Source organism: Tautonia sociabilis, assembly GCF_003977685.1.
Lineage (GTDB): Bacteria > Planctomycetota > Planctomycetia > Isosphaerales > Isosphaeraceae > Tautonia > Tautonia sociabilis.
This window is the reverse complement of record NZ_RYZH01000001.1, coordinates 181,032-204,481: the sequence shown is the minus strand read 5'-3', so window position 1 is coordinate 204,481 and position 23,450 is coordinate 181,032. Positions and strand designations below refer to the sequence as shown.

Sequence of the window (23,450 nt, the reverse complement as noted above, 5' to 3'; positions counted from 1 at the left end):
GGACGGACGGTCAGATCCGACCGAGACGCCGGGGGGCGTCCCGGTGCGATCGGGCCGGGCCTCGGGATGGCCCCGGCGGCCAGGACCCCGGGAAGCCGGCCCAATTGGGGTCCGGCGGCGGAGGGGCTGGGCGGGCCGGGGAAACGCTCCTCGACGGGGACTGCCGGCCAGCCGGCCGTCCGGCCGTCGGAGCGAGGTTCCGTCTCGGCGGTCGTCCTTGGTACACTACGCTCTTTCGGGCCCGAATGATCGTCCCGCTGTGCCTCTCTGACTTAGCTAGCGTATCCCGGGCTGTCAAGGGGAGATGGACAGGGGGCCAGGGCGTCGAGCCGTCCGCCGACCCTCCCTGACGATCCCCCCGACGGTTCGGGACGCCGGTCAAGAGCAGGCGGGCCGGGGAGCGAGCCCGTCGATCGTCTTCGAGGGAAACGTCATGCCGTTCCAGGTTTTCCGTCGCCACCAGAGGAAGCTGCTCGCCCTGCTGGCGATCATGGCGATGTTCGCGTTCGTGGTGGCCGACTCGCTGCCGCGGCTCTTCAGCAATTACGCCGCCCCTCCCATCGCCGACCGAGTGGTCGTCTCCCTGGCCGGCCGGGACGTCCGGCGGAGCGATCTGGAGCGACTGCGGCTGCAGCGCGGACGGGCCAACTACGTCCTCTCTCAACTGGCGATGCGGGTCGGCGGGCAGGCGTTCTACCCCTACTTCGACGAGCAACCCTTCGGGCCGACCGACGACCGGGCCATGGTCGACGCGCTGATCCTCCAGCGCAAGGCTGATGAACTGGGGCTGCCCCGCTCTCCCGAGCTGGCCCGGACCTGGATCTTCGAGCAGGCCCGAACCCGGCACGAGCTGTTCCGAAACCTCCAGCCGACCCTCCCCGCGTTCGACCCCAGGGATCTGGCTGTCCAGCTCCAGTTCGTCTTCAACCAGGCCTTCGGCAACGAGCTGACCGAAACCGCCTTCCTGACCGACGTGGCCGACCAGGTCCGGATCCTCCAGGCCCTGGAACTGCTCTCCCAGCCGGTGGTTACGCCGCTCGACGCCTTCCAGGTCTACAGCGACCAGCAGGTCGAGGTCGTGGCCCGGTACGTCGGCCTCCCCGTGGCCGACTCCCTCGACGAGGTCCCCGAGCCGACCGAGTCGGAACTCCGAACCTTCTTCGACGCCCACGACGAGACCGTCCCCGACCCCAGCTCGGGCACCGTCGGCTTCCGGGCGCCGGAGCGGGCCAAGATCGAGTACATCGCCCTGGGGCTCAACGCCATCGACCTGATCCGGGAACAGGTCCGATCCGAGCCGATCGCCGAGGAAATCCGGGCCGCCGAGGGGTTCGAGGAAGAGGTGCTCGCGGCCTTCGCCGAGGAACTCGCCGGCCGGGAACAGTCGATCTCGACGCTGCCCCTGCCGGTCAACCCCTTCACCGACCCCGGCGACGGCGAGGGCGTGGCCCTCTCCTACCCGATCGAATTCGAGCGCCGCTACGTCGCCGAGCAGGTCGAGTTGCTCGTCGAGGAGCGGACCCGGGACCGGATCGAGGAGCTGTTCGATCCGGTTCGCCGCGCGATGAACGACTTCAGCTACGGGATCGAGGAGGACTTCGACGCGATCCGAACCGGCCTGGAGCCGGGGGTCGACCGCGAGGCGTTGCCCGACCTGGAAGAGGAGTTCTTGTCGAGCGAGCCGGGCGCCGAGCTGATCCGGGCCCTCGGTGTCGCGGCCGGGTCCGACGAGGGGATCGCCTTCGTCCGGATCGGCCTGACACCCACGCTCGCCACTCCCGACACCTTCCAGGAGCTCCTGGCTCCCGACGGCATCCCCCCGGAGTGGCGGGATTACCTGACGCTGGCCCGCCTGGACTGGGCCGATGCGCCGTACGAGCTGCTGCGGAAGGTCCAGCGGCTGACCGAGGCCAGCGAGGGGATCGACCGCCCGGCGGTGATCAACCCGACCGACACCGAGGGATTCGCCGAGATCATGTTCGCCGACGACTCCCCGCTGTTCGACCCGAGGGAGTTCACCGACGCCCTCGGCCGCCGTTTCCTCGTCTGGAAGACGATGGCCCTGCCGGAACGCTCCCGATCCTTCGAGGAGACGCCGGAGGGGGTGGTCGCCTCGGTCTGGCGGCGAGAACAGGCCCGGGAGCTGGCCAGGAAGGCCGCCGAGGCGCTGGCCGAGCGGGTCCGAAACGAGATGGGGCCGGAGACCTCCGCCTCGGTCGCGCTGGATCAGATCGCCATCGAGAACGGGCTGACGGTCGGGACGACGGGAGCCCGACGCCGGGCCGACACCCTGGCCGCCTACGCCCCAATCAAGGCCGGTGAGGAGTTCCGGGACGCCATGTTCCGGCTCGCTCCGGACGGGGAGGACGCGGCGGTCGTCGCCCCCGATCGGCCCCGGCAGACCTACTACGTCCTGGCCCTCTCCCGGAGAACCGACGGCAGCCTCGGCGGCTCCCTCGCCGACCAGGGGACCGGCCTCGACTACGGCAACGCCCTGACCACCCTCCAGTTCTACCGCTCCGAGGCCGATCGCGAGGCGATGCAGGCCCGGGCCGAGTCGGTGATGGAGTACCTCCGCGCCCAGGCCGGCCTGCCGGAGGACTGGACCCCCCCCGAGCCCGACCGCGGCTGAGCCCGGCCTCCTCGGATCTCGGATTTCGGATCAAGGCAGGCCCGGGGGACCGCCGACGCCGGGGTCGAGACGACCCCGGCCTCCCCCGAGGCCCGACGGATCCGAGTTCCGGTGGAACCCGTCCTCAGACGGCCGAGATCCACTCGCCGCTCTCCTCGCCCCAGGACCAGCAGGCGTCGAGGTCGCCAGGTGGCAGGGCGATCGACCAGGAGAGCCTTCCGGTGGCCAGGTCGGGCCTCGGGGCGGGGATCGAGGGGCGGGACGACCAGGGTCCGAGCGCCCCGAGCCCGGGGCACGTCAGCTCGACGACGAGCTGGACGGGATGCTCGATCCGACCCGAGAGGGTCAGGCGGTGCGACCGGCCGCCGACGGGGCGCTCGAACCGGAAGCCGACCCGGCCGCAGGGGAAGGTCCGGGAGAGGCCGATCCGGGGCCAGCTCGGGGGGAGGATCGGGCGGAGCGTGAGGCGGCGGTCCAGGGCGTCGTACCGGAACTCGGCCAGGTCGAGGATCGTGTCGATCAGCATCGTGTGCAGACCCCAGACCCCCTGGAAGCATCGGGTGAAGCTGCTCGGCGAGCTGACCATCCGGGGACCGGGTCGAAGGTTCAGCCCGAGCGGACCGAGCCGGGCGATCATGCGATCGAGGAACTCCACGGCCTGGGCCCAGTGGCGGGCCTCTCCCGTCTCCCTCCCAAGCCGGATCAGGTAGCGAGCCATCCAGAGGGTCGCCAGGCTCGACGGCGAGTCGCGGTGCGACTCGCTGGGGGCGAGCGAGGCGTCGTCGATCCGAGCCGGATCGGGGGCCCATCGGGTCAGCCCGCCGGGGTCGGCCCGGTTGACGTTGTGCACGAGCATCGCGCCGGCGGTCCTGCGCAGCCGGGGGTCGGACGCCGGGAGCAGATCCAGTGGCACGGCGAGCCCCAGGACACCGATATCCAACGCCGCCGAGCGCTCGACCCAGGCCCCCGGCTGCTGGGGCCAGAACCCCAGTCGGGTGGAGATACGCCGCCCTTCCAGGAACCGACCGCTCCGGGGATCGACCAGCCCCGGCTCTCCCCGGTCGGCCCCCTCGCCGAAGATGCCGGATTGCCAGATGCGGTCGGCCCGGTCCTCGCAGGCGGCCGCCGTCCGGGCCGCGTCGGGAGGGTCGATCAGCCGGGCCAGCCGGGCGGCGGCGCGAAGCCCGGCCACCACGCACGCGTTGCTCGACAGGTAGGCGCCGAATCGAGTCTCCCACAGCCCGGCCGAGCTGAAGAGGTCCAGCTCGTCCGACCAGAAGAGGCCAGGGTGCCCGTCCCCCTCGAAGCAGACCTCGATCATCCGCTCGACCAGCGGCCAGTGGCGGCGGGCCAGGTCCAGGTCTCCGGTCGATCGGACGTGACGCTCCAGCGCCCAGGGGACCAGCGCCGTCTGGTCGATCGCCGGCGTCTCCCACTCAGGGACACCGTCGATGGTGTATTTCATGAACCAGCAGCGGTTGGTCCGCGACCGGCCCCGCACCCGGGCGAGCCAGTCGAACACCGCGGCGCCGATGTCGAGATGGCCGAGGCGATCCAGGGCCGAGGCGGCCCACAGGGCATCCCTCGGCCAGCAGTAGGCGTTCAGCCCGCGGTCGAAACCGGCGGCGACCGAGCCGTGCTCGGCGTCGCAGTGGAGCACCGCGGCCAGGGCCGACCGGCGGAGCACCTCGCCGTGTCCGGGACGGGGAGACTCCACCGAGGGGATCGCCCGGACGAACCGGACCCAGTGGGTCGTGGTCGCCTGCTCGACGGCGTCGAGGTCGACCGACCGGAACCAGTCCAGCGCGGGGTGGAGCCAGTGCTCGAACGTCCCCTGGTCCCCCCGCCATCCGGTGAAGGCGCCGCTGATGAGGACATCGACCCGGGCCTCGCCGCCGGCCCGCAACTCGATGGGGCGGAGGACGATGGCCTCGCTCGCGCCGGTGGGCTCGCAGTCGACCGGACCTCGGTCGTCCAGGGCGATGGCGAACTCAACGGTCGCGTCCCGGGCGAGCTTGCGGTTGGCGTGGGAGTGGCCTCGGTTGGCCGCGAGCAGGCAGCGGCCGGAGTCCTGCCAGCTGAGGCTGGGCTCGCCGATGCCGCCGTTGACCTCGGAGTGGACATACAGGCCGAAGAGGACCAGATGCCGCTCGGTCCCCTCGTTGACGATCCGGAACCGCTTGAGGTACTGGCCGCGCGACTCCAGGCCGCCGCCGGTCCTTGGCAGGTCGGGGCCGGTGGCGGCGAAGTCGACGGCGAGCACCCGGACAGGCCCGCGACGCCAGCGAAGCTCGGTTTCCAGCAGGTTCGTCTCGGGCCGGTAGCGCTGGGAGCAGTCCCAGCTCATGCGCTCGTTGAACCAGTCGAGCCGGGCGCCGATGGCCAGGCCGCCGACGATGGTGCGGAAGTGGGATCGGCTGTTGGGCAGATCCCCCTCGGCGGGGCGGACGTCGGAATGGAGGCCGACGGTCGGGAAGAAGACGTCGAAGGTCGCGCCCCGGTCGTCGACCCGGGCGGTCATGTGGCGGTTGCCGACGACGCCGATGGTCTGGGACTCGGTCGGATCGGTCCGGTCCGGAAGGTTGGGCCGAACCAGGACCTCGCGCCAGGGGCCCTCGGCATCGGGCTCCCCCTCGCGCTGGGCGATCGGCCGGTAGCGGAGGCGAGAGCCGATCCGCTGGGGAGGGACCGGAGCATGCCAGAGGCTGTTGACCCCCCGGTCCTCCAGCCAGTAGGCCGGCAGCAGGCCGACCGGCTCGTCGTCGACGATCAACTCGAGGCCGCAGCGGGTCTCGTCGCGGTCAGCCGGGTGCGAGCCGAGGACGACGGACCCCCACATCCCGGCTCGGATCGGCCCGCCATGCCTGCCGCTCGCCGCCGCCTCGATCCAGGATGTCAGCATTCCCGCCCTCGCCGCTGCCCGACCCCGGCCCGGTCGGATTCCCGGTCGAGACGGCCGGGGCCCAATCCCCCCGCCACCGCCCTCCCGCAAGACGATCGATTCTCTTAGCTGAGGCCCGGTGCGCCAAGGGACGCCCCGGCCCGCCCGCACCGCCTCCGGCCGCTTCCGCCCTGGACCGGATCGCCCCCCGTCCGCTAAGCTCCCCGGGCTCCTCTCCACCGAGGACGGAAGGACCGACCGATGCTGCGATGCCTCAGCCCTCGAATGCTCGGCCTGCGCCTCGACGCCCGGGAGACGATCGAGCAGGCCGCTCACTCCGGGTTCGACGGGGTCGAGCTCCTGGTCCGGGACCTGGCCGAACGGGGGGAGGACCCGAGCGAGTTGGCCGCTCGAATGGCTGACCTCGGCCTGTCCCCGATCTCCTGGCCGCTGCCGGTCGACTGGCGAGGGGACCAGGAGCGGTTCCGGAGCGACCTGGCGGCGCTTCCCCGGTACGCCCGCATCGCCTCTCGGCTCGGCCTGGACCGTTCAGGGACCTGGGTCCTCCCAGCGATCCTCGATCCGGGGCGACTGCACGGTCCGGATCCCGCGGGAGCGGCGCTCTGCTGGCACGTCGAGCGGCTGGACCCGATCGCGGCGATCCTGGCCGATCACGGCCAACGCCTCGGCCTCGAGGCGATCGGGGTGCCGTCCCTCCGGACGGGGGGCGGCCTGCCGTTCATCGATCGGCTCGGGGCGCTCGGTCCCCTGCGGGAGGCGCTTCGGGAGCGAGGCCGGGCGGTCGGACTGATCGTCGACGCGTTCCACCTCTTCGCCGCGGGAGAGCCGGTTGAGGAGGCCCTCGCCGCCGGAGTGCGGGAGATCGTCTCGGTGCACGTGAGCGAGGTGCCCGAGAAGCTCGACCCTGCCAGGGAGGCCCTCAGAGACGATCGGCGCACCTTGCCCCGACCCGGGGGGGTGGTCCCCTGTTCCCGGTTGCTTCAACTCCTCGCCGAGGAGGGCTACGCGGGACCCGTCTTCGCCGAACCGGTGGCCGGGGGCGCCGGGACGAGGTCCGAGGCGACCGATCCCGGAGCGATCATCCAGGAGGCCGGTGAGGCACTCCGGTCGATCTGGCCGGCGGGAGGCAGTGCAGGCAGGAGATCGGGCCAATCGGCCCGGGAGTGAATGCTGGCGACCGATCGATCGAGATCAGCGAAGCACGGTCTCCCGGATCCGGGTGGTCGGCTGAGCCGGGGCGATCTCCTCCCGGTAGACCGGGACGTCCTGCGGCGCCTCGATACCAATACGGATCTGGTTGCGGTCGATCTTGACCACAGTCACCACGATATTCTCGCCGATGACGATCTTCTCACCGAGCTTCCTGCTGAGCACGAGCATGGCACCCTCTCCGTCGCTCCGCTTCGGTTTGCGTCCTCTCGACGTCCGGATTCATCCGGCACGCCTGAGAAGATGCAAGAAGAATGCCTTCACGCCATCCGGATCGCAGAATCGAACGGAACCCTTTGGAATCAGAGAGGTAACGGATTCGCTTTTTTCCGGAATGGGCAGGAATAACTGACGATGACCTGGCACTTCTCCACCCGTTTCCCATTCTCTTCACAAACAACGGGAAGCGCAGTTCTCAGTCGGGAGGAGATGCTCACCGATCATCGGGCTGGAAGACGTCGAGGAGTGCCTCGCGCATCACCTCGGGGCGGGGGTCGAGGCCGGTCCAGAGTTGGATCCCGATGACCCCCTGGTTGACCAGCATCCCGAGCCCGTCGAGCGTGCGGCAGCCTCGGGCCTCGGCCTCCCGGAGGAGCGGGGTGCGGGGGGGATTGGGGATCACGTCGCAGACGAGAAGGCCGGGGCGAAGGGCATCGAGGTCGACCGCGGGGAGGGCGTCGACGTCGGAGAACAGGCCGATCGAGGTCGCGTTGATCAGGACGTCGACCTCGGGGCCGACGCGGTACCTCCCCTCCCAGGGGACGAACTGACAGGGAACGCCCGATCGCTCCCGGATCCGGGAGGCGAGGTCGGCCCCCCGCTGCGCCGTCCGGTTGACGATCGTCAGGTCCGAGGCGCCCGAGAGGGCCAGCTCCATGCCGATCGCCCGGGCCGCCCCGCCGGCCCCGAGGATGACCACTCGGCTGCCTGCGACGGGACGAACCGAGGAGAGCGACTGGAGGAACCCCTTGCCGTCGGTGTTCTCCCCGATGGCCTGGCCGTCCCGGAGCACGACGCAGTTGACGGCCCCGATGGCCTCGGCGGCCGGGGAAAGGGCGTCGAGCATCGGGATCACGGCTACCTTGTGCGGGATGGTGCAGTTGAAGCCCCGCCACCCCATCGCCCGGGCCCCCCGGACCGCGTCGGGGAGCCGATCGGGGGGGACCTCGACGGTCAGGTAGCGCCAGTCGAGGCCGAGGTCGGCGAAGGCGGGCTCGATCATCGCCTGCGTCGGGTTTTCGGCCACGGGGAAGCCGAAGACGCCGACGAGTCCCTGGAGGAAGGATCGCTGCGCGGGCACGGGATCGGGTTCCGTCGGATCGAGGGGGATCGGCACCGTCAAGGGCGCGTTGCCGATGGCGGTCGTCGTCTCGGCGTTGATCTTCGCGCACCAACCGCCCGGCGGCAAGGGCCGCGCCCGGGGAGGGGATCCTGCTCCTCAGATCCCGATCCGGAGCGGCCGGAACCCGACCGCGTCGGCGGCGACGCAGTGGTATCGGACGCCGCCGACCACCCCCTGGACGGCCAGTGACCATTGCAACTCGGCGTGCAGGTGGCCGTAGACGCAGGCGGTCACGCCCGCCCGCTCGAAAAGGGGAACCCAGGGGCCGGGACGGCCGTGCTGGTCGAACGGGGGATGGTGCCAGAGGACCAACAACGGCATCCCCGGGGACCTCAGCGCCGAGGCGGCCGAGAGCATGGCCTCCGCGGTTTCCAGCGCTCGGGAAGTCGCCAGCCGATCGGAGTCGGTCGCCTCCTCCTCGGAGACGACCGGGGTACCCCGGGCCCCGCAAAGCACGGCGCCGGCCTCGACGATCGCATCCCCATCGACCGCCCGCTGGGAGCGTCGGAGCATCGGCCGGATGGCCTCCACCCTCCCCCACCAGGAGTCGTGGTTGCCCGGGGCCAGGACCTTCAGGCCGGGCAGGCGGCCGAGCCAGTCGAGGTCGGCCTGGAGTTCCCGATGGTTCCTGGCCGACGAGATGTCGCCGGGGATGAGCACGAGATCCCCTCGGCCGACGATCGCTCGCCAGTGCCCCTCGATAGCCTGCGCATGGTCCCGCCACCTCGAGGCGTATCGCTCCCGGCGATCCGGCCGGGCGAAGGACAGGTGCAGGTCGCTGATCGCCCAGACGGCCACGGTCGGAAGGCCCTCGGGAGGTTGCGGAGGACGCGTGATCGGCTCACAATCTCGGAGGGTTCCGGACCGGTCGTCACGGGGTCGGGCCCCCCTTGGTGGAGCTGCCAGGGACGAATGAGCCTACCATCCCCGTCCGAGCACATCGATCGCATCTCCCCGACTCGGCGCCCGGATCGCCCGGCGGTCATGCGGCAGTCGTGGTCGTCGCTCCTGTTCCTGCACTGGGCGCTGCCCGCCGAGGCGATCGCCCCCCTGCTGCCGGACGGGCTGGAGGTCGACACGTTCGACGGGCGTTCCTATGTCGGGCTCGTGCCGTTCGCCATGGCGGGGGTCCGGCCCGAGGGGTGCCCGGCCGTGCCCTGGCTCTCGAACTTCCTCGAGGTGAATGTCCGTACGTATGTCCATCATCGGGGAAGCGGCCCGGGCGTCTGGTTCTTCAGCCTCGACGCGGCCAACCCGGTCGCGGTCGCCCTCGCCCGATCACTCTGGCACCTGCCCTATCACCGGGCGACGATGCGGCTCGACCGAGACGGGGAGAGCGGAGCGATCTCCTACGAATCGCGACGGCTCGGCCGGCCGAAGGGGGTTGGCTGCTCGGTGGGCTACCGGCCGATCGGGTCCCCTCGGGAGGCCGAGCCGGGCTCGCTGGAGCACTTCCTCGTCGAGCGGTATCTGATGTACGTGTCCGCCGGTGGGCAGCTCCGGGTCGGGCAGGTCCACCACCGACCGTACCCGGTCCAGGGGGCCGAGCTGATCCACCTCCAGGAGGATCTGGTCGCCGCTTCGGGGATCTCCCTCCCGGACGCGGCGCCGCTGGCCCACTTCGCATCCGGGGTGACGGTCGAGATCTTCCCGCTGGAGCCGGTCGGTCAGTCGAGCCGGCCCAGCGTGCTCCCTTCGCCGACATAGGGATTCCGGCGCCGTTCCTGGCCGATGGTCGTGGGCGGGCCGTGACCGGGGAAGACGCGAGTCTCATCGGGAAGGTCGAGGAGCTTCGAGCGGATCCCCGAGAGGAGCAATCCGCCGTCTCCTCCAGGGAAGTCGACCCGGCCGACCGACCCAGCGAAGAGGACGTCGCCCCCGAGGACGAACGGGGGCCGCTCTCCGGTCGCCACGAAGACGACCGACCCCGGGCTGTGCCCGGGGATCTCTCGGACCTCCAGACTGACGCCGGCCAGATCCAGCCGATCGCCGTCGTCAACCAGGAGGTCGGCGGGAGGGCTGGAGACGGGGGGGCCGAACAGCGCACTGAGGTTCGCGCTCGGATCCTCCAGCATCCGGGCCTCGTTCCGGCCGATCACCAGCGGGGCCTCGGGGAACGCCTCCTTGAGGGCTCGATTCCCGGCGATGTGATCGCAATGGCCGTGGGTGTTCAGAATCGCCGCCGGACGAAGGCGGAGGGACCGAAGGTGGTCGAGCAGGTGGTCGGCCTCGAAGCCCGGGTCGACCACCAGCACGTCTTCCCGGCCCGGCCGGCGCACGACGTAGGCCCACTGGTCGAAGGGAGCCGAGAGGAAGGGTTCGATCAGGGGTGCGGGCTCGGCGGGGGTGCTCCCTGTGCCCATGAATGCGATCTCCGTCGGGGAGGTGTGCGTGGGGGACGATCGGCCGGGAGCCACCATTGTAACGCCGGGGGGATCCCGGTTGAAAAAGTCGACCGGGGGCGATGAACTCGTCCCCGATCGTCCCGGGATCGGCAGCGCCTCGGGGCCTCAGGATTCGCACGGCCGATCCGACCGGATCCGAAAGACGCGGAACACGGTGAAGCGATCGGGTCTGGCCTTTCTCGGCGCCGGGTTTGCGTGGTATGGTCCTTCTATCTGCGACCACAGCCGATGCCACACCTCTCTCGCGACCTCCCAGGCGAGTTCCCCGTCCGGGTTCGCGATTCGACTGGCCACGAGGTCGCCCGAACCCGATCCGAGGCGTCCCGCACCCCTATCGAGACCGGTTGAGAGGGCTCCGATTGTGGCACGCTCCGTGTTGGTCCCGGAAATGTACCGAGTCCTCCTGCGTGGTCGGATCGCGACCGCCCTAGTGATCGTGCTCGCCGCTCCCGGAATCGGGGGCAAGGCCCAGACCGTCCGGTCCGCTCCCGAGGCTCCCGTGACCTTTTACTCGACCGCGGCGCCTCCGATCGACTATCCGGGGCCGATCCCGGTCTCCTCAGTCGGCGCGGACCCCGATCCGTTCTCGGGCACCGCGCCGGCTCCGGTCGAGGAGGCAACGGCCACCGCCGAGCCTTCGGCCGACCCGGACGAGTCACCGTCCTCGAAGCCAGACGAAGGGCCGTCGCCAGCTCCGGCCCCCGCGCCCGAGGCCCCGGCCGATCACGACGCCGAGCCCGATCCGGGCAGGCTCGCCTCGAACTCCCCGGCCGATCGCCTGGTCCGGCCCCTAGAGTCCCCCCCCGCGCCGGAAGCGGGCTCCCTGGAGGCCGATCCGATCGCACGGGCCAAGGGGATGATCGCCGAGAGCAAGCGGCGCTATGAGACGATCCGGGATTACACCTGCACCTTCATCAAACGAGAGCGGATCGACGGCCGGCTCTCGGGGTATGCGGTGATGACGATGAAGGCCCGGACGACCCCCTTGAGCGTGTACTTCAAGTTCCGGCAGCCGAACGCGGGGCGAGAGGCAATCTACGTCCACGGCCGGGACGGCGGGAAGGCCATCGTGCACGACGTCGGGTTCGGCAAGCTGTTCGCCGGGACGGTACGGCTCGACCCGAGAAGCCGCCGGGCGATGGACGGCAACCGGCACCCGATCACCGAGGCGGGCATCGGCTTCCTGATCGACACGCTGATCGAGGGCTGGCACCGGGAGATGAACCCCCTGGACAGCGAGGTCACGATCCGGGACGGCGTGCTCGTGAATAAGCGTCCCACGACGATGATCATCTGCACCCACCCGAGGCGCGAGAAGCGGTTCGTCTTCCACGAGGTTCGGGTCTACATCGACCGGGAACTCGGACTCCCGATCCGCTTCGAGGCCTACGACTGGCCCCGTCGGCCGGGGGAGGCCCCGCCGCTGCTGGAGGAATACACCTACGCCGACCTCCGGCTCAACGTCGGCCTGTCGGAGCACGACTTCGACCCGTCTAACAAAGCCTATTCCTTTGGCCGATTCTGAGGCCCGTTGCCTCAGGATCGGCACCGGTCCGGCCGATAAGACAGTGGGTCCCGGGCAGGTCCAGTCGTCGGCTGGGCGCCGGGGCGGGGCCGGAGGAAGCGGGGTTGGCACGGCCGGGGGGCTCCGATAGAATCCGCCCCGCCTTGGCGGTGGTGTCCGGACCCGAGCCGAAGATCGGGGGCATCGGGCCCGGCCAGGTGTCACCTCCGACCCGCCCGACGCGGCCCGGTTCGCGGGTCCGAAACAACCGTCTCCACGCCGGGCCCCGGCAGGATGCCGAGGGTGCCGCCGTCTTTAAATAGTCCACGGAGGGAGGCTCGATGAGCACGGTCCCGACCGCCAAGGCCCAGGTCCGCGTGCACATCCGCTGGATGATCCGCCGCGATATGCCCGAGGTCCTGGCCATCGAGCACGCCAGCTACGAGTTCCCCTGGTGCGAGGAGGAGTTCCTGCGGGTGCTCCGCCAGCGGAATTGCATCGGGATGGTCGCCGAGTGCGGCGAGCGCGTCGTCGGCTTCATGATCTACGAGCTGCACAAGACCCGGCTCCAGGTGCTCAACCTGGCTGTCTCCCCAGAGTTCCGCCGGATGGGCGTCGGCCGCCAGATGGTCGCCAAGCTCGTCGGCAAGCTCTCCAGCCATCGGCGGACGCGCATCTCGATGACGATCCGGGAGACCAACCTCTCGGGCCAGCTCTACTTCCGGGCCCTCGACTTCCGCGCCACCGAGGTGCTCCGCGAGTACTACGAGGACACCGGCGAAGACGCCTACGTCCTCCAGTACGTCCTGCCCACGCTCTCCTCCGCCGAGTCGGCCGACGGCACCCCGGTCAACCGCATCGCCCGCCAGTTGGAAGGCTGATCCCAGCCAAGCCCGATCGCCGACCAGGACGGCTCGACGATCGCCGCGCCGGAGCCCCCGCCTCTGGGTTCTCCAGCGCGGCGATCGTCGTTCCCAGGACAAGCCTCTCCCCGGCCGCTGCGATCGACCGCGAGCGGCCCCCTCGAACTCGGAACCGATCGCGAGGACGCGATGGCGCCCTGGCGCCGGCCGCTTGCCGAGACGAGGCGGGGGTGGCAGACTGAGGGCTCGGTCGATCGCCGGGCCGGGGCGAGGGACGCTCCCCGCCCGGGCCGGGATCGCGGGGCAAGCCGACCAGACGAGCCCCCGAACTGCCGAGCCCGAGGACCTACCCATGAGGCGAGCGGTCGTCGTCGCGTTCGCGATTCTCCTTTCCTTCCCGATCACCGCGGGGGCGCGATCCCTCGACGCCTCCCAGCGCCGGGAGACGGCCCAGTTCGCGGCCGATCGGCAAAACCCGGACGGGGGCTTCGCCGCGGAGCCGGGGGGCTCGTCCGCGCTCGGCGCGACGACCGCTTCGATTCGGGTGCTGCTCGACACCGGCGGGTCGATCCCCGACGCGCTGCGCTGCATCGACTTCGTCCGTTCCTGCTTCGACCCGGAGACGGGAGGCTTCTCCCAGGTCCCCGGCGGCGAGCCGGACGTCGGCACGACGGCCTCCGGCCTGATGGCGATGGGGGAGCTCCGGATCGCCGACCCGGAGGTGGTCGCCCGGGCGATCGGCTACCTCTCCGAGAACGCGAGCAGCTTCCCCGAGATCCGGATCGCCGTGGCCGGGATGGAAGCGGTCGGGGCGACCTCTCCGAAGTTCAGCGAATGGTCGTCGACGATCCTCGGCGAGCGCAACCCCGACGGCACCTGGGGCTCCGGCCCGAGCGTCGCCTTTGACACCGGGGGCACCGCCGCCGCCCTGCTCCGCATGGGGGTGGAGTTCGACCGCAAGGACGCCGTGGCCGAGGCGATCGTCTCCGGCCAGCGAGAAGACGGCGGCTGGGCCTCGGGCGAGGGAGACAGCGACCTCTCGGCCAGCTACCGGACCATGCGGGCCGCCTACATGCTGCGAGTCATCCCGGATCTCGACGCCCTCCGCGGCTTCGTCTCCCGGTGCCGTCGCGACGGCGGCGGCTACGCCCCCTCCCCCAACGCCCAGGACCCGACCATCGGCGCGACCTACATGGCCACCATCCTGCTCCGCTGGGCCGCCCTGCTCGAAGGGCTCCCCCCCGTGGTGGAGTCGGCCGGCTTCACACCGGTCTTCAACGGCGAGGACCTCTCGGGATGGGAGGGGGATCGCTCGCTCTGGTCGGCCCGCGACGGCATGCTCGTCGGCTCCTCTCCGGGGCTCGATCACAACGAGTTCCTGGCGACCGAGGGGAGGTTCTCGGACTTCATCTTCAAATGTTCCTTCCTCCTGCTCAACGGCGAAGGGAACAGCGGGATCCAGTTCCGCAGTGAGCGACTGCCGGGGACCGAGATGATCGGCTACCAGGCGGACATCGGTGAGAATTACTGGGGAGCCCTGTACGACGAGTCTCGGAGGAACCGAGTCCTCGAGCCGGCCTCCGACCGGGCCCGGGAGGCCGTCCGGCCGGATCGGTGGAACCAGTACGTCATTCGAGCGATCGGGGACGACATCCGATTGACCCTCAATGGCGTCCCCTCGGTCGCCTACACCGAAACCGAGCCGGGGATCGCCGAGACGGGCAGGCTGGCCGTCCAGTTGCACGCCGGCCCGGCGATGGAGATCCGCTTCAAGGACCTGCTGGTCCAGACGCTGCCCCGTCCCGTCTCCGACGCCGACCCCACCACCCCTGGCTTCCACCTCCGCACCCTGCGAGGGGCCGAACCGGAGGACCGCTACTCGGTCTTCGTCCCCGAGGGATACGACGGCCAGACCCGGTTCCCGGTCGTGCTCTTCCTCCACGGCTCCGGAGAGCGGGGGGATGACGGAATCCTGCCGAGCCAGGTCGGGCTCGGGCCGATCATCGCCGCCGACCCCTCGGCGCACCCGTATCTCGCGGTCTTCCCCCAGGCCCGAGAGACCTGGTCGGCCGACTCCCAGGACGCCCGCCGCGCCCTGGCCGCCCTGGACGAGGTGATGGCCGATTACGCGGTCGACCCGACCCGGGTCGTGCTGACCGGCCTGTCGATGGGAGGCATGGGAACCTGGTCGATCGGCTCGGCGCATCCGGAGCGATTCTCGGCGCTGGTGCCGATCTGCGGCCCGGGGGACCCGGACCGAGCGGAGGCGATCCGAACCCTCCCCGTCTGGGGGTTCGTGGGCGATGGGGACAGCGCCCGGATCCTGTCGGGGATGCGGGCGATGGTCCGGGCGCTGAGGGAGGTAGGGGCACCCGTTCGTTACATCGAATACCGAGGAGTCGGCCACAATAGCTGGGACCGGGCCTATTCCGAGCCCGGTCTGGTCGACTGGATGCTCTCGCACCACCGCGTCGTCGAGTGATCCGCCGAGGCGGACGACCGCTCGACCAGGGAGACTGGACTCCGATGCTCGCCCGACTCGCGACGATCTCGGCCGCGCTGACGGTATCCCTCTCGACCGCAGGGCCCGCGACCGGCCAGGAGCCCCCTCCTCTGATCGAGCGGGGGGCGATCCGGCTCACGCTCGGCGGCGCCCAGGCGATCGTTGAAGGGGCCCAGGAGAAGGCCCGGGAGATGGGCCTGAAGGTCAACATCACCGTGGTGGACGAGGGGGGCCACCCCATCGCCTTCGTCCGCATGGACGGCGCCCGGTCCGCCAGTTCCTACACGTCGATGACCAAGGCCGTCGCCGCCGCGACCCTCCGACAGCCGACCGGGCCCGTGCCGGCCGGCGTCGAGGCTCCCGACGCGCTGCTGAACCTCAGCCTCCAGCTCACCGCCTCGGCCTCGGGAGGGAAGGTGACGACCCTCTCCGGCGGCGTGCCGGTGGTCGTGGACGGCCAGATCATCGGCGGCGTCGGCGTTGGCGGAGCGACGGGAGAGCAGGACGCCGAGATCGCCAGGGCCGGCATCGCCCGGCTGCTCTCCTCGATCGACTCCCAGGACTCCGACACGAACGGACGCTGATCCATGAGCATCGCCATCCCGGCCCCGGAGCCCGCCTCCCCGATGGACGACGCGACCCGACCCGAACCGACTCCCCTCGGGGCAGGGACGGCCCGCTCCCGTCGGATCGTCCGATCGCTCTCGGGGATGCTCGTCGGGCTGATCGTTGCCGGGGGGGGATGGGCCGCCTGGACGGCCTCCCAGACGCGACGGGTGCCGGTCTACCGGGCCGAGATCGTCAAGGCGTACCCACACGACATCGATGCCTTCACCCAGGGGCTGGAGTTCGCCGGGGGGGAGCTGTTCGAGGGGACCGGCCAGTACGGCAAATCCCGGCTGAGGAAGGTCCAGCTCGAGACCGGCGCCGTGCTCCAGGAGGTCGACCTGCCCCGGGACGTCTTCGGCGAGGGGATCACTGTCTGGAAGGACCGGATCATCCAGCTCACCTGGCAGGAGCGGCTCGGCCTGATCTTCGACAAGGCCACCTTCGAGACAACCGGCCGCTTCCGGTACCAGGGGGAGGGCTGGGGCCTGACCCACGACGAATCGAACCTGATTATGAGTGACGGGACGGCGACCATCCGGTTCCTCGACCCGGAAACCTTCAAGGTGGTCCGATCGATCCGGGTGTCGACCCCCGAAGGCCAGCCCGTCGATCAATTGAATGAGCTGGAATACATCAACGGCGAGATCCTGGCCAACATCTGGAACACGAGCACGATCGCCCGGATCTCGGCGAAGGACGGGAGGATCCTCGGCTGGATTGACCTGAGCACCATCCGGCCCCGGCGGGCGATCGGCAGCAACGCCGTGCTCAACGGCATCGCCTACGAGCCGACCAGCAAGCGCCTGTTCGTCACGGGCAAGAACTGGTCGGAGCTGTTCGAGATCCGGGTCGTGCCGGTTCGCTGATCGGCCCGGCGGAGGGAGTCCTCCGCCGGGTTGAGATGACTGCTCCCCCGGGGGATCACCCCAGGCCGAGCAGCCAGGTGACCGCCGCGTCCGCCTCCAGGTCGGGCTCTCCTCGGAAGCAGGAGGGGGTCGGGGCCCCGGAGGCGTCGTAGGAGGCCCGGACGATCTCCGGGGGCTCCGGGCCTTCCCCGGCGATCCAGAGCGGAGTCGGTGCGCAGAGGGCGAGCAAGGTCGGAAGGTCGCCGTACTTCACGGCCCCCGGCCAGAGATCGGGGTCCCGGATCTCGGTGATCGCTCCGAAGCGGAAGCCGCCGGTCCCCAGCGCCATCGCGTCGATCGCCCGGCCCGCGACGGCGCCGGCCGCGGCCGCCCATCGCCCGGCGCCGGCGGGGGCGATCAGATCCACGCGAGCCGGGCTGAAGTCGTGGTGCCGGATGAACCCCAGAACCGAGAGGATGTCGTGCACCCGCTGGGCGAAGAGCGGGTGGTTGTAGCCGACGGTGTACCCGAGGAATTCCCGGGGGTTCTCGACCGACCGGCTCTCGGCCAGGGGGATTCCGTCCTCGAGCGATTCCCCCTGGTACAGCAGGTCGAAGCCGACGACGGCGACCCCCCGGTTCATCAGCCGCCGCACGGGAGCGATCGGCTCTCCGTCCGCGTCGAAGAGCGCCGACTTGCCCCTCGGGTCGACCCAGAGGACGACCCGACCGCCGTAGTTCTTCGGGTAGAGGAAGACGGTCGGCACGGCCTCGCCGGCGGGCTCGAAGCGGAGCAAGGCGGTCGTGACGAGGGAGTCTCCCGCATCGACCTCGGCGTTCTTGTCGTAGGAGACGTCGCCGGGCTCGGGAAGGGGACGGCCGACCATGGTCTCGATCACGCCGCCGACCACACGGCGGAACTCGGCGAGGGATTGGGCGTCGACGGGCCGAAGGGCGTCAAGCTTCGCCTGGGAGTCGGCGTCGAGCGCGGCCAGGAGCCGGACCTCGGCGTCCTCGTCGCTCGGCGGCTTCGGGTGGCCGGAGTCCCAGACGGTGGCCTCGGCGACCGAGAGCGGCTCGTAGTCCTGTTCCTCGAGCGGGGCGTCAGGGCCGAGGTCGAGGGTTCGGGCCATGAAGGCATACATCATCGCCCGGCTCGGGGCGTTGTAGTTGTGGCCGAAGTCGAAGTAGCGGGCGGTGACGTCGTCCGGGGCGCCGAGCCGCTCGTAGAGGGTCTTCAGCTCGGGCAGACCCTTGGTCTCGATCTCCCGGGTCCAGTCGTTCGCGCCGGTCATGCCGAGGGGCTTGGGCGCGAAGAGGGCGGCGAACTCGACGTTCCCCGTATCGATCCGGAGGTAGCTCGCGTTCTCGCAGGTGCAGCCGCCCTGCATCGCGGTCGAGACCATCACGGCGGGGAAGGCGGCGATCGGCCTCGGGTCGACGGCCGCGAGCAGGAACGTCTGGGTTCCTCCTCCGCTCGATCCGGTGACGGCGATCCGATCGGGGTCGACGTCGGGCAGGCCGGAGAGGAAGTCGAGCGCCCGGATCGAATTGAGCAGTTGCAGCCCCAGCACGTTCTGCAACCGAAGCTCGGCCTGGGCGCTGAAGAGGCCCCAGCGGTCGGGTCGGTCCAGCCCGGGCCGCTGCGTCGCGAAGCGGTGGGCGACGTCGTCGGTGATCGGCACGCTGTCGGCGTAGCCAATCATGTCGTACAGGAAGACGGCGCACCCCATCCGGGCGAGGTGGACGCAGCGGGCCTGGACCGGGTGCCGGCCGCCGATCTCGAAGCGCTCGGCCCCCGTTTCCAGTTCCCGACGGATCGCCTCCTCGCCGTGGTCGTGGAAGCGCCCGTCCGGCCAGTGGCCGTGGGGGCAGAGCACACCGGGCAGGAGGCCGTCCCTCCCCTCGGGGCGGTAGAGGTTCCCCGTAACGAAGAGGCCGGGGAAGCTCTCAAAGTAGACCTTCTCGACCGAGTAGCCCTCGCGATCAACCTTGCCATGGACGACGGGGACAAGCTCGGGGAGGGTCGGCATCGGCCAGAGGCCCGCCGAGACGAGGATCCGGCGCCGGACCCGCTCGGCCCGTTCGGCCCATTCCTCCGCCGATCCGGGGGGAGAGAACGGGAAGTAGCCGTTGAGATCCCGGAGGGGCCCGAGGCGGCGATCGTCCGGAAGCTCCCCGACGGGGAGCACGCGGGGGATCGGCCGAGGGGGGTCGTCGGCCCGGGCCGGGGCCGCCGTCAGCCCCCGGCTCGGGAGCCCACCGACAACGAGGGCGGTGGAGAGGGTCCGAAGGGCGGATCGCCGGCTCAGAAGGTCGGTCGGATTCATCGGTCTTCGCTCCCCGATCGGGCCGGGGGGCTGGCGTGATCCGGGTGCCGTCGCCCCCCCCGGATCGGCCGAGTCTAGCACCGGAGGGAGGCGATCGCCACGGCCCGGGGCCCTCGGGCGTCGGTGGGCGCGGCGGCCCGGCCGCTCTGCTATGATCGATGGCATCCGGGGCCCCGCCCCCCTCCGCTCGGGGCGGCGGGCCTCCGCGGCCCCCGGACCTCAATCATCCAAAGGGAGACGATCGATGATCCGACGATCCGTGTTCGCCGCCCTGGTCGCCTGCTCCACCGCCTCCGCGACGGCGCAGGAGCCGATCCGGCTCTTCAACGGCGAGGACCTCAGCGGCTGGACGGCGGTTCTCGCGGACGAGAACGCCAAGGCCGAGGACGTCTGGACCGTCAAGGACGGTGTGCTCTACTGCTCAGGACGGCCGAACGGCTACATCCGCACCGACCGCGACTACAAGGATTACAAGCTGACACTCCAGTGGCGCTTCCCTGAGGGAAGCTCCGGCGGCAACAGCGGGGTGCTGGTCCACACCAGCGAGCCGGGCGCCATCGGCATCTGGCCGAAGTCGATCGAGGTGCAGCTCTTCTCCGGGGATGCCGGCGACTTCTGGGTGATCGGCACCGATCTGGACGTGCCCAACGAGGAGGCTCGCAAGAAGGGGCGCCGCCACCTGAACCTGACCGACGGCTCCGAGAAGCCGATTGGTGAGTGGAACCAGATGGAGATCGTCTGCAAGGGGGACACGATCACCGTGACGGTCAATGGCGACCTCGTCAACGAGGCGACCAATTGCACCGTGACCGAGGGGGCCATCAGCCTCCAGTCCGAGGGCGTGCCCATCGAGTTCCGGGAGATCGTGCTCACGCCGCTGGCCGAGTGATCGGCGATCGGAGGAGGAGCCAAGCAAAACGGGGCCGGTCGTCCGGGACGACCGGCCCCTCGCCGTGTGGGAGCGGAGCGATGGCCCGGAGGATCACTCGAACATCGCGGCCTCGCGGTCTCCTCGGGAGAGCAGGTAGGCGAGGAGGTCGAGGATCTCGTCCTCGTCCATCGTGTTGAGCAGCCCCTCGGGCATCATGGAGACGGGGGACGGCGCCAACTCCTCGATCTTCGACCGCTCGACACGCTCCAGGCCGTTCGGGTCGAGCATGTTGGTCATGATCATCAGGTTGTCGCCGTTGAGATTGACGATCCGGCCGGTGACGATCCGGCCGTCGGTGGTGGCGATGGTGATCGCCTGGTACTGATCGCTGATCTCCTTGCTCGGGTGGACGATCGACTCGAGCAGGTCCCTCGGGCTGAAGCGGCCGGCCACGCCGGTCAGGTCGGGGCCAACGGCGCCGCCCTCACCGGCAAAGCGGTGGCAGGCGAAGCAGGTCGTCTCGGCGAAGAGGCGACGGCCTCGGTCGTAGTCCCGGCCCCGGGCGAGGCCCTCTTCGAGGCGAGGGATCAGCTCATCGAGCGTCCATTCCTTAACGAAGGGGCGCTGGACGGTCGGAATGGTGCTGCTCGGATCGGGCTGGGCCTCCAGGATCGGCTGGAGGGCGGCCCGCTCGGCGTCGGTCAGCGTGGCGACCGCGTCATTCTTGATATTCCGGACGAAGTTTCCGAAGCTGCTTCCCCCTCGGTAGCTGGCGGCCTTGGTGAACCAGCGGAAGTATCGCTCGCGAAGCTCGGGGGTCCAGCCGGCCTTCAGGACGCGGAGCATCTGGGCGAGGTTGATCTGCTCCTCCTGGGTCGGCGCCTGCTCCAGCAGGGCGACCGCCTGCGAGGCGACCTCCGGGGCCTGGAGGTAGACCAGCAGCCGGGTCAGCTCGGCGTTCAGCTCGACCGATCGGGCGGGATAGGAGGCGTCGAACCGGGAGATCAGCTCGGCCCGGGCCTCGTCGTCGGGCGGACCCATCCGGTTGAAGAGGACGGCATACACGCGCAGGAGGTCAAGCTTCTGGGAGTTCGTCATCGCCTCCCAGGCCGCCGAGACGCGGTCGAGGGCGTCGAGAATCCGCTCCTTCAGCTCCAGGTCGACCGGCGGGTCGTTCGGCCGGCGGTGCTCCGGGTCGGGGCTGGAGACGCGGATCAGGGCGAGCAGGGCGTTCATCGCGGCCTGAGGGTCGGGCTCCACCACGGCGCGATCATGCCAGAACTCGCCGTTCTGGAACTCCAGGGCGACCCGGGCGGCGTATCGAATGAAGCGGTCCTCGTGGCCGAGGTACGACCAGATGGCGTCGATGGCGGCCGAGTCCCGCCGGCCGTGATAGGCCTCCAGGCGGCGGCGGATCTCCCGAAGCTCGGCCCCGGCGTCGGAGTCCGCCTCGGGGCGGATCGGCTCGTCGCCGGTGTAGGTCACCCGGTAGAGCCCGGAGGTGGTCCGACGGCCGCCGACGGTCACGTACATCGCCCCGTCGGCGGGGTTGATGACCAGGTCGGTCAACGGCAGCGGCGTGCCGGTGAGGAACTCCTCGGCGGTGCCGGTGTAAGAGGCGCCGTCGGGCTCGAGGTGGACGGCGTAGAGCTTGCCGTAGCTCCAGTCGCAAATGAACAACGCGTTCTGATACCTCGCCGGGAACCTCGCGCCGTAGCCGAAGGTGATGCCGGTGGGAGAACCGGGGCCGATGTCGACGCTCGCCGGGAGGCTGTCGAGGTAGTAGGTCGGCCACTTGCCGGCGCCGTTCCGCCAGCCGTAGTCGGAGCCGCTGACGACGTGGTTGATCCGGGTGGGACGATACCAGGGCGTGTTGATATCCCACTCCATATCGGCGTCGTAGGTGAACAGCTCGCCGTCTCGGTTGAAGGCGAGGTCGTAGGGGTTGCGGTAGCCGATCGAAACCAGCTCCCAGGTTTCCCCGTCGGGGCTCACCTGGTACACGCAGCCGCCGGGGGCGAGCACGTTGGCCATGAAGCCGTTGCCGTCGGGCATGCGGGGCAGCAGTTGGTCCTCTCCCCAGACCGGGGGCACCCGGGTCGCGTCGTACTCGGTGAGCCTGGTTCCGTTGCCACAGACGACAAAGAGGGAGTCGCCGTCGGGGCTGGGGACGATGGCATGCGGACCGTGTTCGCCGCCGCCCTCGAGAGCGCGAAGCTGCTCGACCGAGTCGAGCATGTCGTCACCGTCGGTGTCCCGGACGCGATACAAGCCGCTCTCGTACTTCCCGCCCCGGTTGACCATCACGTAGAGGCTGTCGAAGGCCCAGAGGAGCCCCTGGGCCTCGCCGAGTTCCACGTCGATCGGCTCAACCACAACCCCGCCTGGCTCGCCGATCGGAGGCGGGGTGACTCGGTAAAGCTTGCCATACTGATCCGAGACGATCAGCCGGCCCTGCGGGTCCACCGCCATCGAGACCCAGGAGCCTTGCTCCTGCCCGGGGACCGAGTAGAGCAGCTCGACCTCGAACCCCTCGGCGACCTTCAGCGCCTCCGGGTCGGTCGCCCTCGGGCCTTCGGCCGAGGCCGGGACGACCTTGCTCGGGTCGGCCTGGCGAGCCCGTCCATCCTCGCCCCGGCCGCGACCCGGGCCGTCCGGGAGGCGTCGGAGCTCGATGTCCTTGAACTGGACCGTCATCGGAGGGCCGGCGTGAACCTGGAGCGCGATCAGCCCTTCCAGCTCGCGCTCGGATTCCTGGCGGTCGATCACCTCGACCACGGTCTGGCCGTTGATTCGGTGGACCAGCCTGGGGCCCCGGGCGACGATGCTCAACTCGTTCCACTCGCCGAGGTCGACCGCCGGACGTTCCCCCTCGACCCGGCCCTCGACCCGCTTCTCCCCCTCCGGGGTGACGACAACCCGCTGGCCAGACTGGGCGATGATGCCTCGGCCGCGCTCGTCGTAGAGCATTCCGAGATAATCGGGGTTTGGGTGGATGTCAGCCTGGTAGCCGGCGACGGAGTACTCGCCGACGTCAGGCCGCTCCGTGCTGCGGTACTGGATCCCCGAGTTGTTCTCGCCGATAAGGCGGAACTTGGCGCGGAGCTCGAAGTTGCGGACCGGCTCGCCGCGGTAGATCAGGAACTTGTTGTAGGAGAGCGGCGCATCGGCGGAGGTCCGGCCGGTGATCGCCCCGTCCTCGACAGACCAGAGCGCCGGATCCCCGTCCCAGCCGGTCAGGTCCCGCCCGTTGAAAATGGGCTCGAAGGCCCCCTCCTCCTGGGGAGGGGGGGAGGCGCCGGTCAGGGAATGCAAGAGGGCCACGGCGGCCGCCGTCCCAAACAGGGCGGCCAGCCTGGAGAACCTTGTTGGCATGGTACGTACCTCGCCCGGGCGATCGATAGGGGACTCTGCCGAGACGGTCGGCCGGGACTCT

General features: G+C 70.3%; 16 protein-coding genes. 9 read left to right on the top strand and 7 right to left on the bottom strand.

The genetic code is table 11. The annotated features are described in order from the left end of the window. Positions 1–433: 433 nt before the first annotated feature. Positions 434–2,632, top strand: coding sequence for a hypothetical protein (locus tag TsocGM_RS00825; protein WP_126723415.1), 2,199 nt, complete (start codon positions 434–436; stop codon positions 2,630–2,632). A 124-nt stretch (positions 2,633–2,756) separates the two neighbouring features. Here TsocGM_RS00825 and TsocGM_RS00820 read toward each other — a convergent pair whose 3' ends face one another. Next, positions 2,757–5,534 carry a glycoside hydrolase family 15 protein gene (locus TsocGM_RS00820; RefSeq protein WP_126723414.1) on the bottom strand — a complete coding sequence of 926 codons (2,778 nt, stop codon included), beginning with the start codon at positions 5,532–5,534 and terminating at the stop codon, positions 2,757–2,759. A 240-nt stretch (positions 5,535–5,774) separates the two neighbouring features. On the opposite strand from TsocGM_RS00820, the gene TsocGM_RS00815 reads away from it, so the two are divergent. Then, the gene (locus tag TsocGM_RS00815) at positions 5,775–6,701 is read left to right on the top strand and encodes a sugar phosphate isomerase/epimerase family protein (RefSeq protein ID WP_126723413.1); all 927 of its coding nucleotides are present in this window, start codon (positions 5,775–5,777) and stop codon (positions 6,699–6,701) included. Between the two features lie 24 nt (positions 6,702–6,725). Here TsocGM_RS00815 and csrA read toward each other — a convergent pair whose 3' ends face one another. The 3 genes from csrA to TsocGM_RS00800 form a co-directional block, all read right to left on the bottom strand. Next, the gene (gene csrA, locus TsocGM_RS00810) at positions 6,726–6,914 is read right to left on the bottom strand and encodes a carbon storage regulator CsrA (protein WP_126723412.1); all 189 of its coding nucleotides are present in this window, start codon (positions 6,912–6,914) and stop codon (positions 6,726–6,728) included. 262 nt (positions 6,915–7,176) lie between these two features. Then, positions 7,177–8,043, bottom strand: coding sequence for a shikimate dehydrogenase (aroE, locus tag TsocGM_RS00805; RefSeq protein ID WP_126723411.1), 867 nt, complete (start codon positions 8,041–8,043; stop codon positions 7,177–7,179). Between the two features lie 138 nt (positions 8,044–8,181). Next, positions 8,182–8,883: a metallophosphoesterase gene (locus tag TsocGM_RS00800; protein WP_126723410.1), complete on the bottom strand. Its 702-nt coding sequence runs from the start codon at positions 8,881–8,883 to the stop codon at positions 8,182–8,184. 114 nt (positions 8,884–8,997) lie between these two features. On the opposite strand from TsocGM_RS00800, the gene TsocGM_RS00795 reads away from it, so the two are divergent. Beyond that, positions 8,998–9,792, top strand: a complete 795-nt coding sequence (locus tag TsocGM_RS00795) for a YqjF family protein (protein WP_233578124.1) — start codon at positions 8,998–9,000, stop codon at positions 9,790–9,792. Here the strand turns inward: TsocGM_RS00795 and TsocGM_RS00790 are convergent. Further along, on the bottom strand, positions 9,753–10,448 hold the full coding sequence (locus tag TsocGM_RS00790; RefSeq protein ID WP_126723409.1) for an MBL fold metallo-hydrolase: 696 nt from the start codon (positions 10,446–10,448) through the stop codon (positions 9,753–9,755). The two genes, TsocGM_RS00795 and TsocGM_RS00790, sit on opposite strands and share 40 nt — an antisense overlap. 430 nt (positions 10,449–10,878) lie before the next feature. Between TsocGM_RS00790 and TsocGM_RS00785 the strand changes: the two genes are divergently transcribed. The 5 genes from TsocGM_RS00785 (at position 10,879) to TsocGM_RS00765 (ending at position 16,835) form a co-directional block, all read left to right on the top strand. Then, positions 10,879–12,015 (top strand): DUF1571 domain-containing protein, encoded by a 1,137-nt coding sequence (locus tag TsocGM_RS00785; protein WP_233578123.1) that lies wholly within the window; start codon positions 10,879–10,881, stop codon positions 12,013–12,015. 320 nt (positions 12,016–12,335) lie between these two features. After that, positions 12,336–12,875, top strand: a complete 540-nt coding sequence (rimI, locus tag TsocGM_RS00780; protein WP_126723407.1) for a ribosomal protein S18-alanine N-acetyltransferase — start codon at positions 12,336–12,338, stop codon at positions 12,873–12,875. Positions 12,876–13,209: 334 nt separating this feature from the next. Beyond that, positions 13,210–15,339: a family 16 glycoside hydrolase gene (locus TsocGM_RS00775; protein WP_126723406.1), complete on the top strand. Its 2,130-nt coding sequence runs from the start codon at positions 13,210–13,212 to the stop codon at positions 15,337–15,339. A 44-nt stretch (positions 15,340–15,383) separates the two neighbouring features. After that, the gene (locus TsocGM_RS00770; RefSeq protein WP_126723405.1) at positions 15,384–15,944 is read left to right on the top strand and encodes a GlcG/HbpS family heme-binding protein; all 561 of its coding nucleotides are present in this window, start codon (positions 15,384–15,386) and stop codon (positions 15,942–15,944) included. A 3-nt stretch (positions 15,945–15,947) separates the two neighbouring features. Beyond that, positions 15,948–16,835: a glutaminyl-peptide cyclotransferase gene (locus tag TsocGM_RS00765; RefSeq protein ID WP_199756667.1), complete on the top strand. Its 888-nt coding sequence runs from the start codon at positions 15,948–15,950 to the stop codon at positions 16,833–16,835. Between the two features lie 55 nt (positions 16,836–16,890). On the opposite strand, the gene TsocGM_RS00760 is transcribed toward TsocGM_RS00765, so the two are convergent. Further along, a complete protein-coding gene (locus tag TsocGM_RS00760) occupies positions 16,891–19,143 on the bottom strand; it encodes an acetylxylan esterase (RefSeq protein ID WP_126723404.1) in 2,253 nt (750 codons plus the stop codon). A 244-nt stretch (positions 19,144–19,387) separates the two neighbouring features. On the opposite strand from TsocGM_RS00760, the gene TsocGM_RS00755 reads away from it, so the two are divergent. Continuing rightward, on the top strand, positions 19,388–20,032 hold the full coding sequence (locus tag TsocGM_RS00755; RefSeq protein ID WP_126723403.1) for a 3-keto-disaccharide hydrolase: 645 nt from the start codon (positions 19,388–19,390) through the stop codon (positions 20,030–20,032). A 93-nt stretch (positions 20,033–20,125) separates the two neighbouring features. On the opposite strand, the gene TsocGM_RS00750 is transcribed toward TsocGM_RS00755, so the two are convergent. Next, positions 20,126–23,389, bottom strand: a complete 3,264-nt coding sequence (locus tag TsocGM_RS00750) for a family 16 glycoside hydrolase (RefSeq protein ID WP_126723402.1) — start codon at positions 23,387–23,389, stop codon at positions 20,126–20,128. Positions 23,390–23,450 lie beyond the last annotated feature (61 nt).

Coding starts and splice junctions, on each gene's coding strand:
- TsocGM_RS00825 (WP_126723415.1), top strand. CDS start 434: ATGCCGTTCCAGGTTTTCCGTCGCCACCAGAGGAAGCTGCTCGCCCTG.
- TsocGM_RS00820 (WP_126723414.1), bottom strand. CDS start 5,534: ATGCTGACATCCTGGATCGAGGCGGCGGCGAGCGGCAGGCATGGCGGG.
- TsocGM_RS00815 (WP_126723413.1), top strand. CDS start 5,775: ATGCTGCGATGCCTCAGCCCTCGAATGCTCGGCCTGCGCCTCGACGCC.
- csrA (WP_126723412.1), bottom strand. CDS start 6,914: ATGCTCGTGCTCAGCAGGAAGCTCGGTGAGAAGATCGTCATCGGCGAG.
- TsocGM_RS00795 (WP_233578124.1), top strand. CDS start 8,998: ATGAGCCTACCATCCCCGTCCGAGCACATCGATCGCATCTCCCCGACT.
- TsocGM_RS00790 (WP_126723409.1), bottom strand. CDS start 10,448: ATGGGCACAGGGAGCACCCCCGCCGAGCCCGCACCCCTGATCGAACCC.
- TsocGM_RS00785 (WP_233578123.1), top strand. CDS start 10,879: ATGTACCGAGTCCTCCTGCGTGGTCGGATCGCGACCGCCCTAGTGATC.
- rimI (WP_126723407.1), top strand. CDS start 12,336: ATGAGCACGGTCCCGACCGCCAAGGCCCAGGTCCGCGTGCACATCCGC.
- TsocGM_RS00775 (WP_126723406.1), top strand. CDS start 13,210: ATGAGGCGAGCGGTCGTCGTCGCGTTCGCGATTCTCCTTTCCTTCCCG.
- TsocGM_RS00770 (WP_126723405.1), top strand. CDS start 15,384: ATGCTCGCCCGACTCGCGACGATCTCGGCCGCGCTGACGGTATCCCTC.
- TsocGM_RS00765 (WP_199756667.1), top strand. CDS start 15,948: ATGAGCATCGCCATCCCGGCCCCGGAGCCCGCCTCCCCGATGGACGAC.
- TsocGM_RS00760 (WP_126723404.1), bottom strand. CDS start 19,143: ATGAATCCGACCGACCTTCTGAGCCGGCGATCCGCCCTTCGGACCCTC.
- TsocGM_RS00755 (WP_126723403.1), top strand. CDS start 19,388: ATGATCCGACGATCCGTGTTCGCCGCCCTGGTCGCCTGCTCCACCGCC.
- TsocGM_RS00750 (WP_126723402.1), bottom strand. CDS start 23,389: ATGCCAACAAGGTTCTCCAGGCTGGCCGCCCTGTTTGGGACGGCGGCC.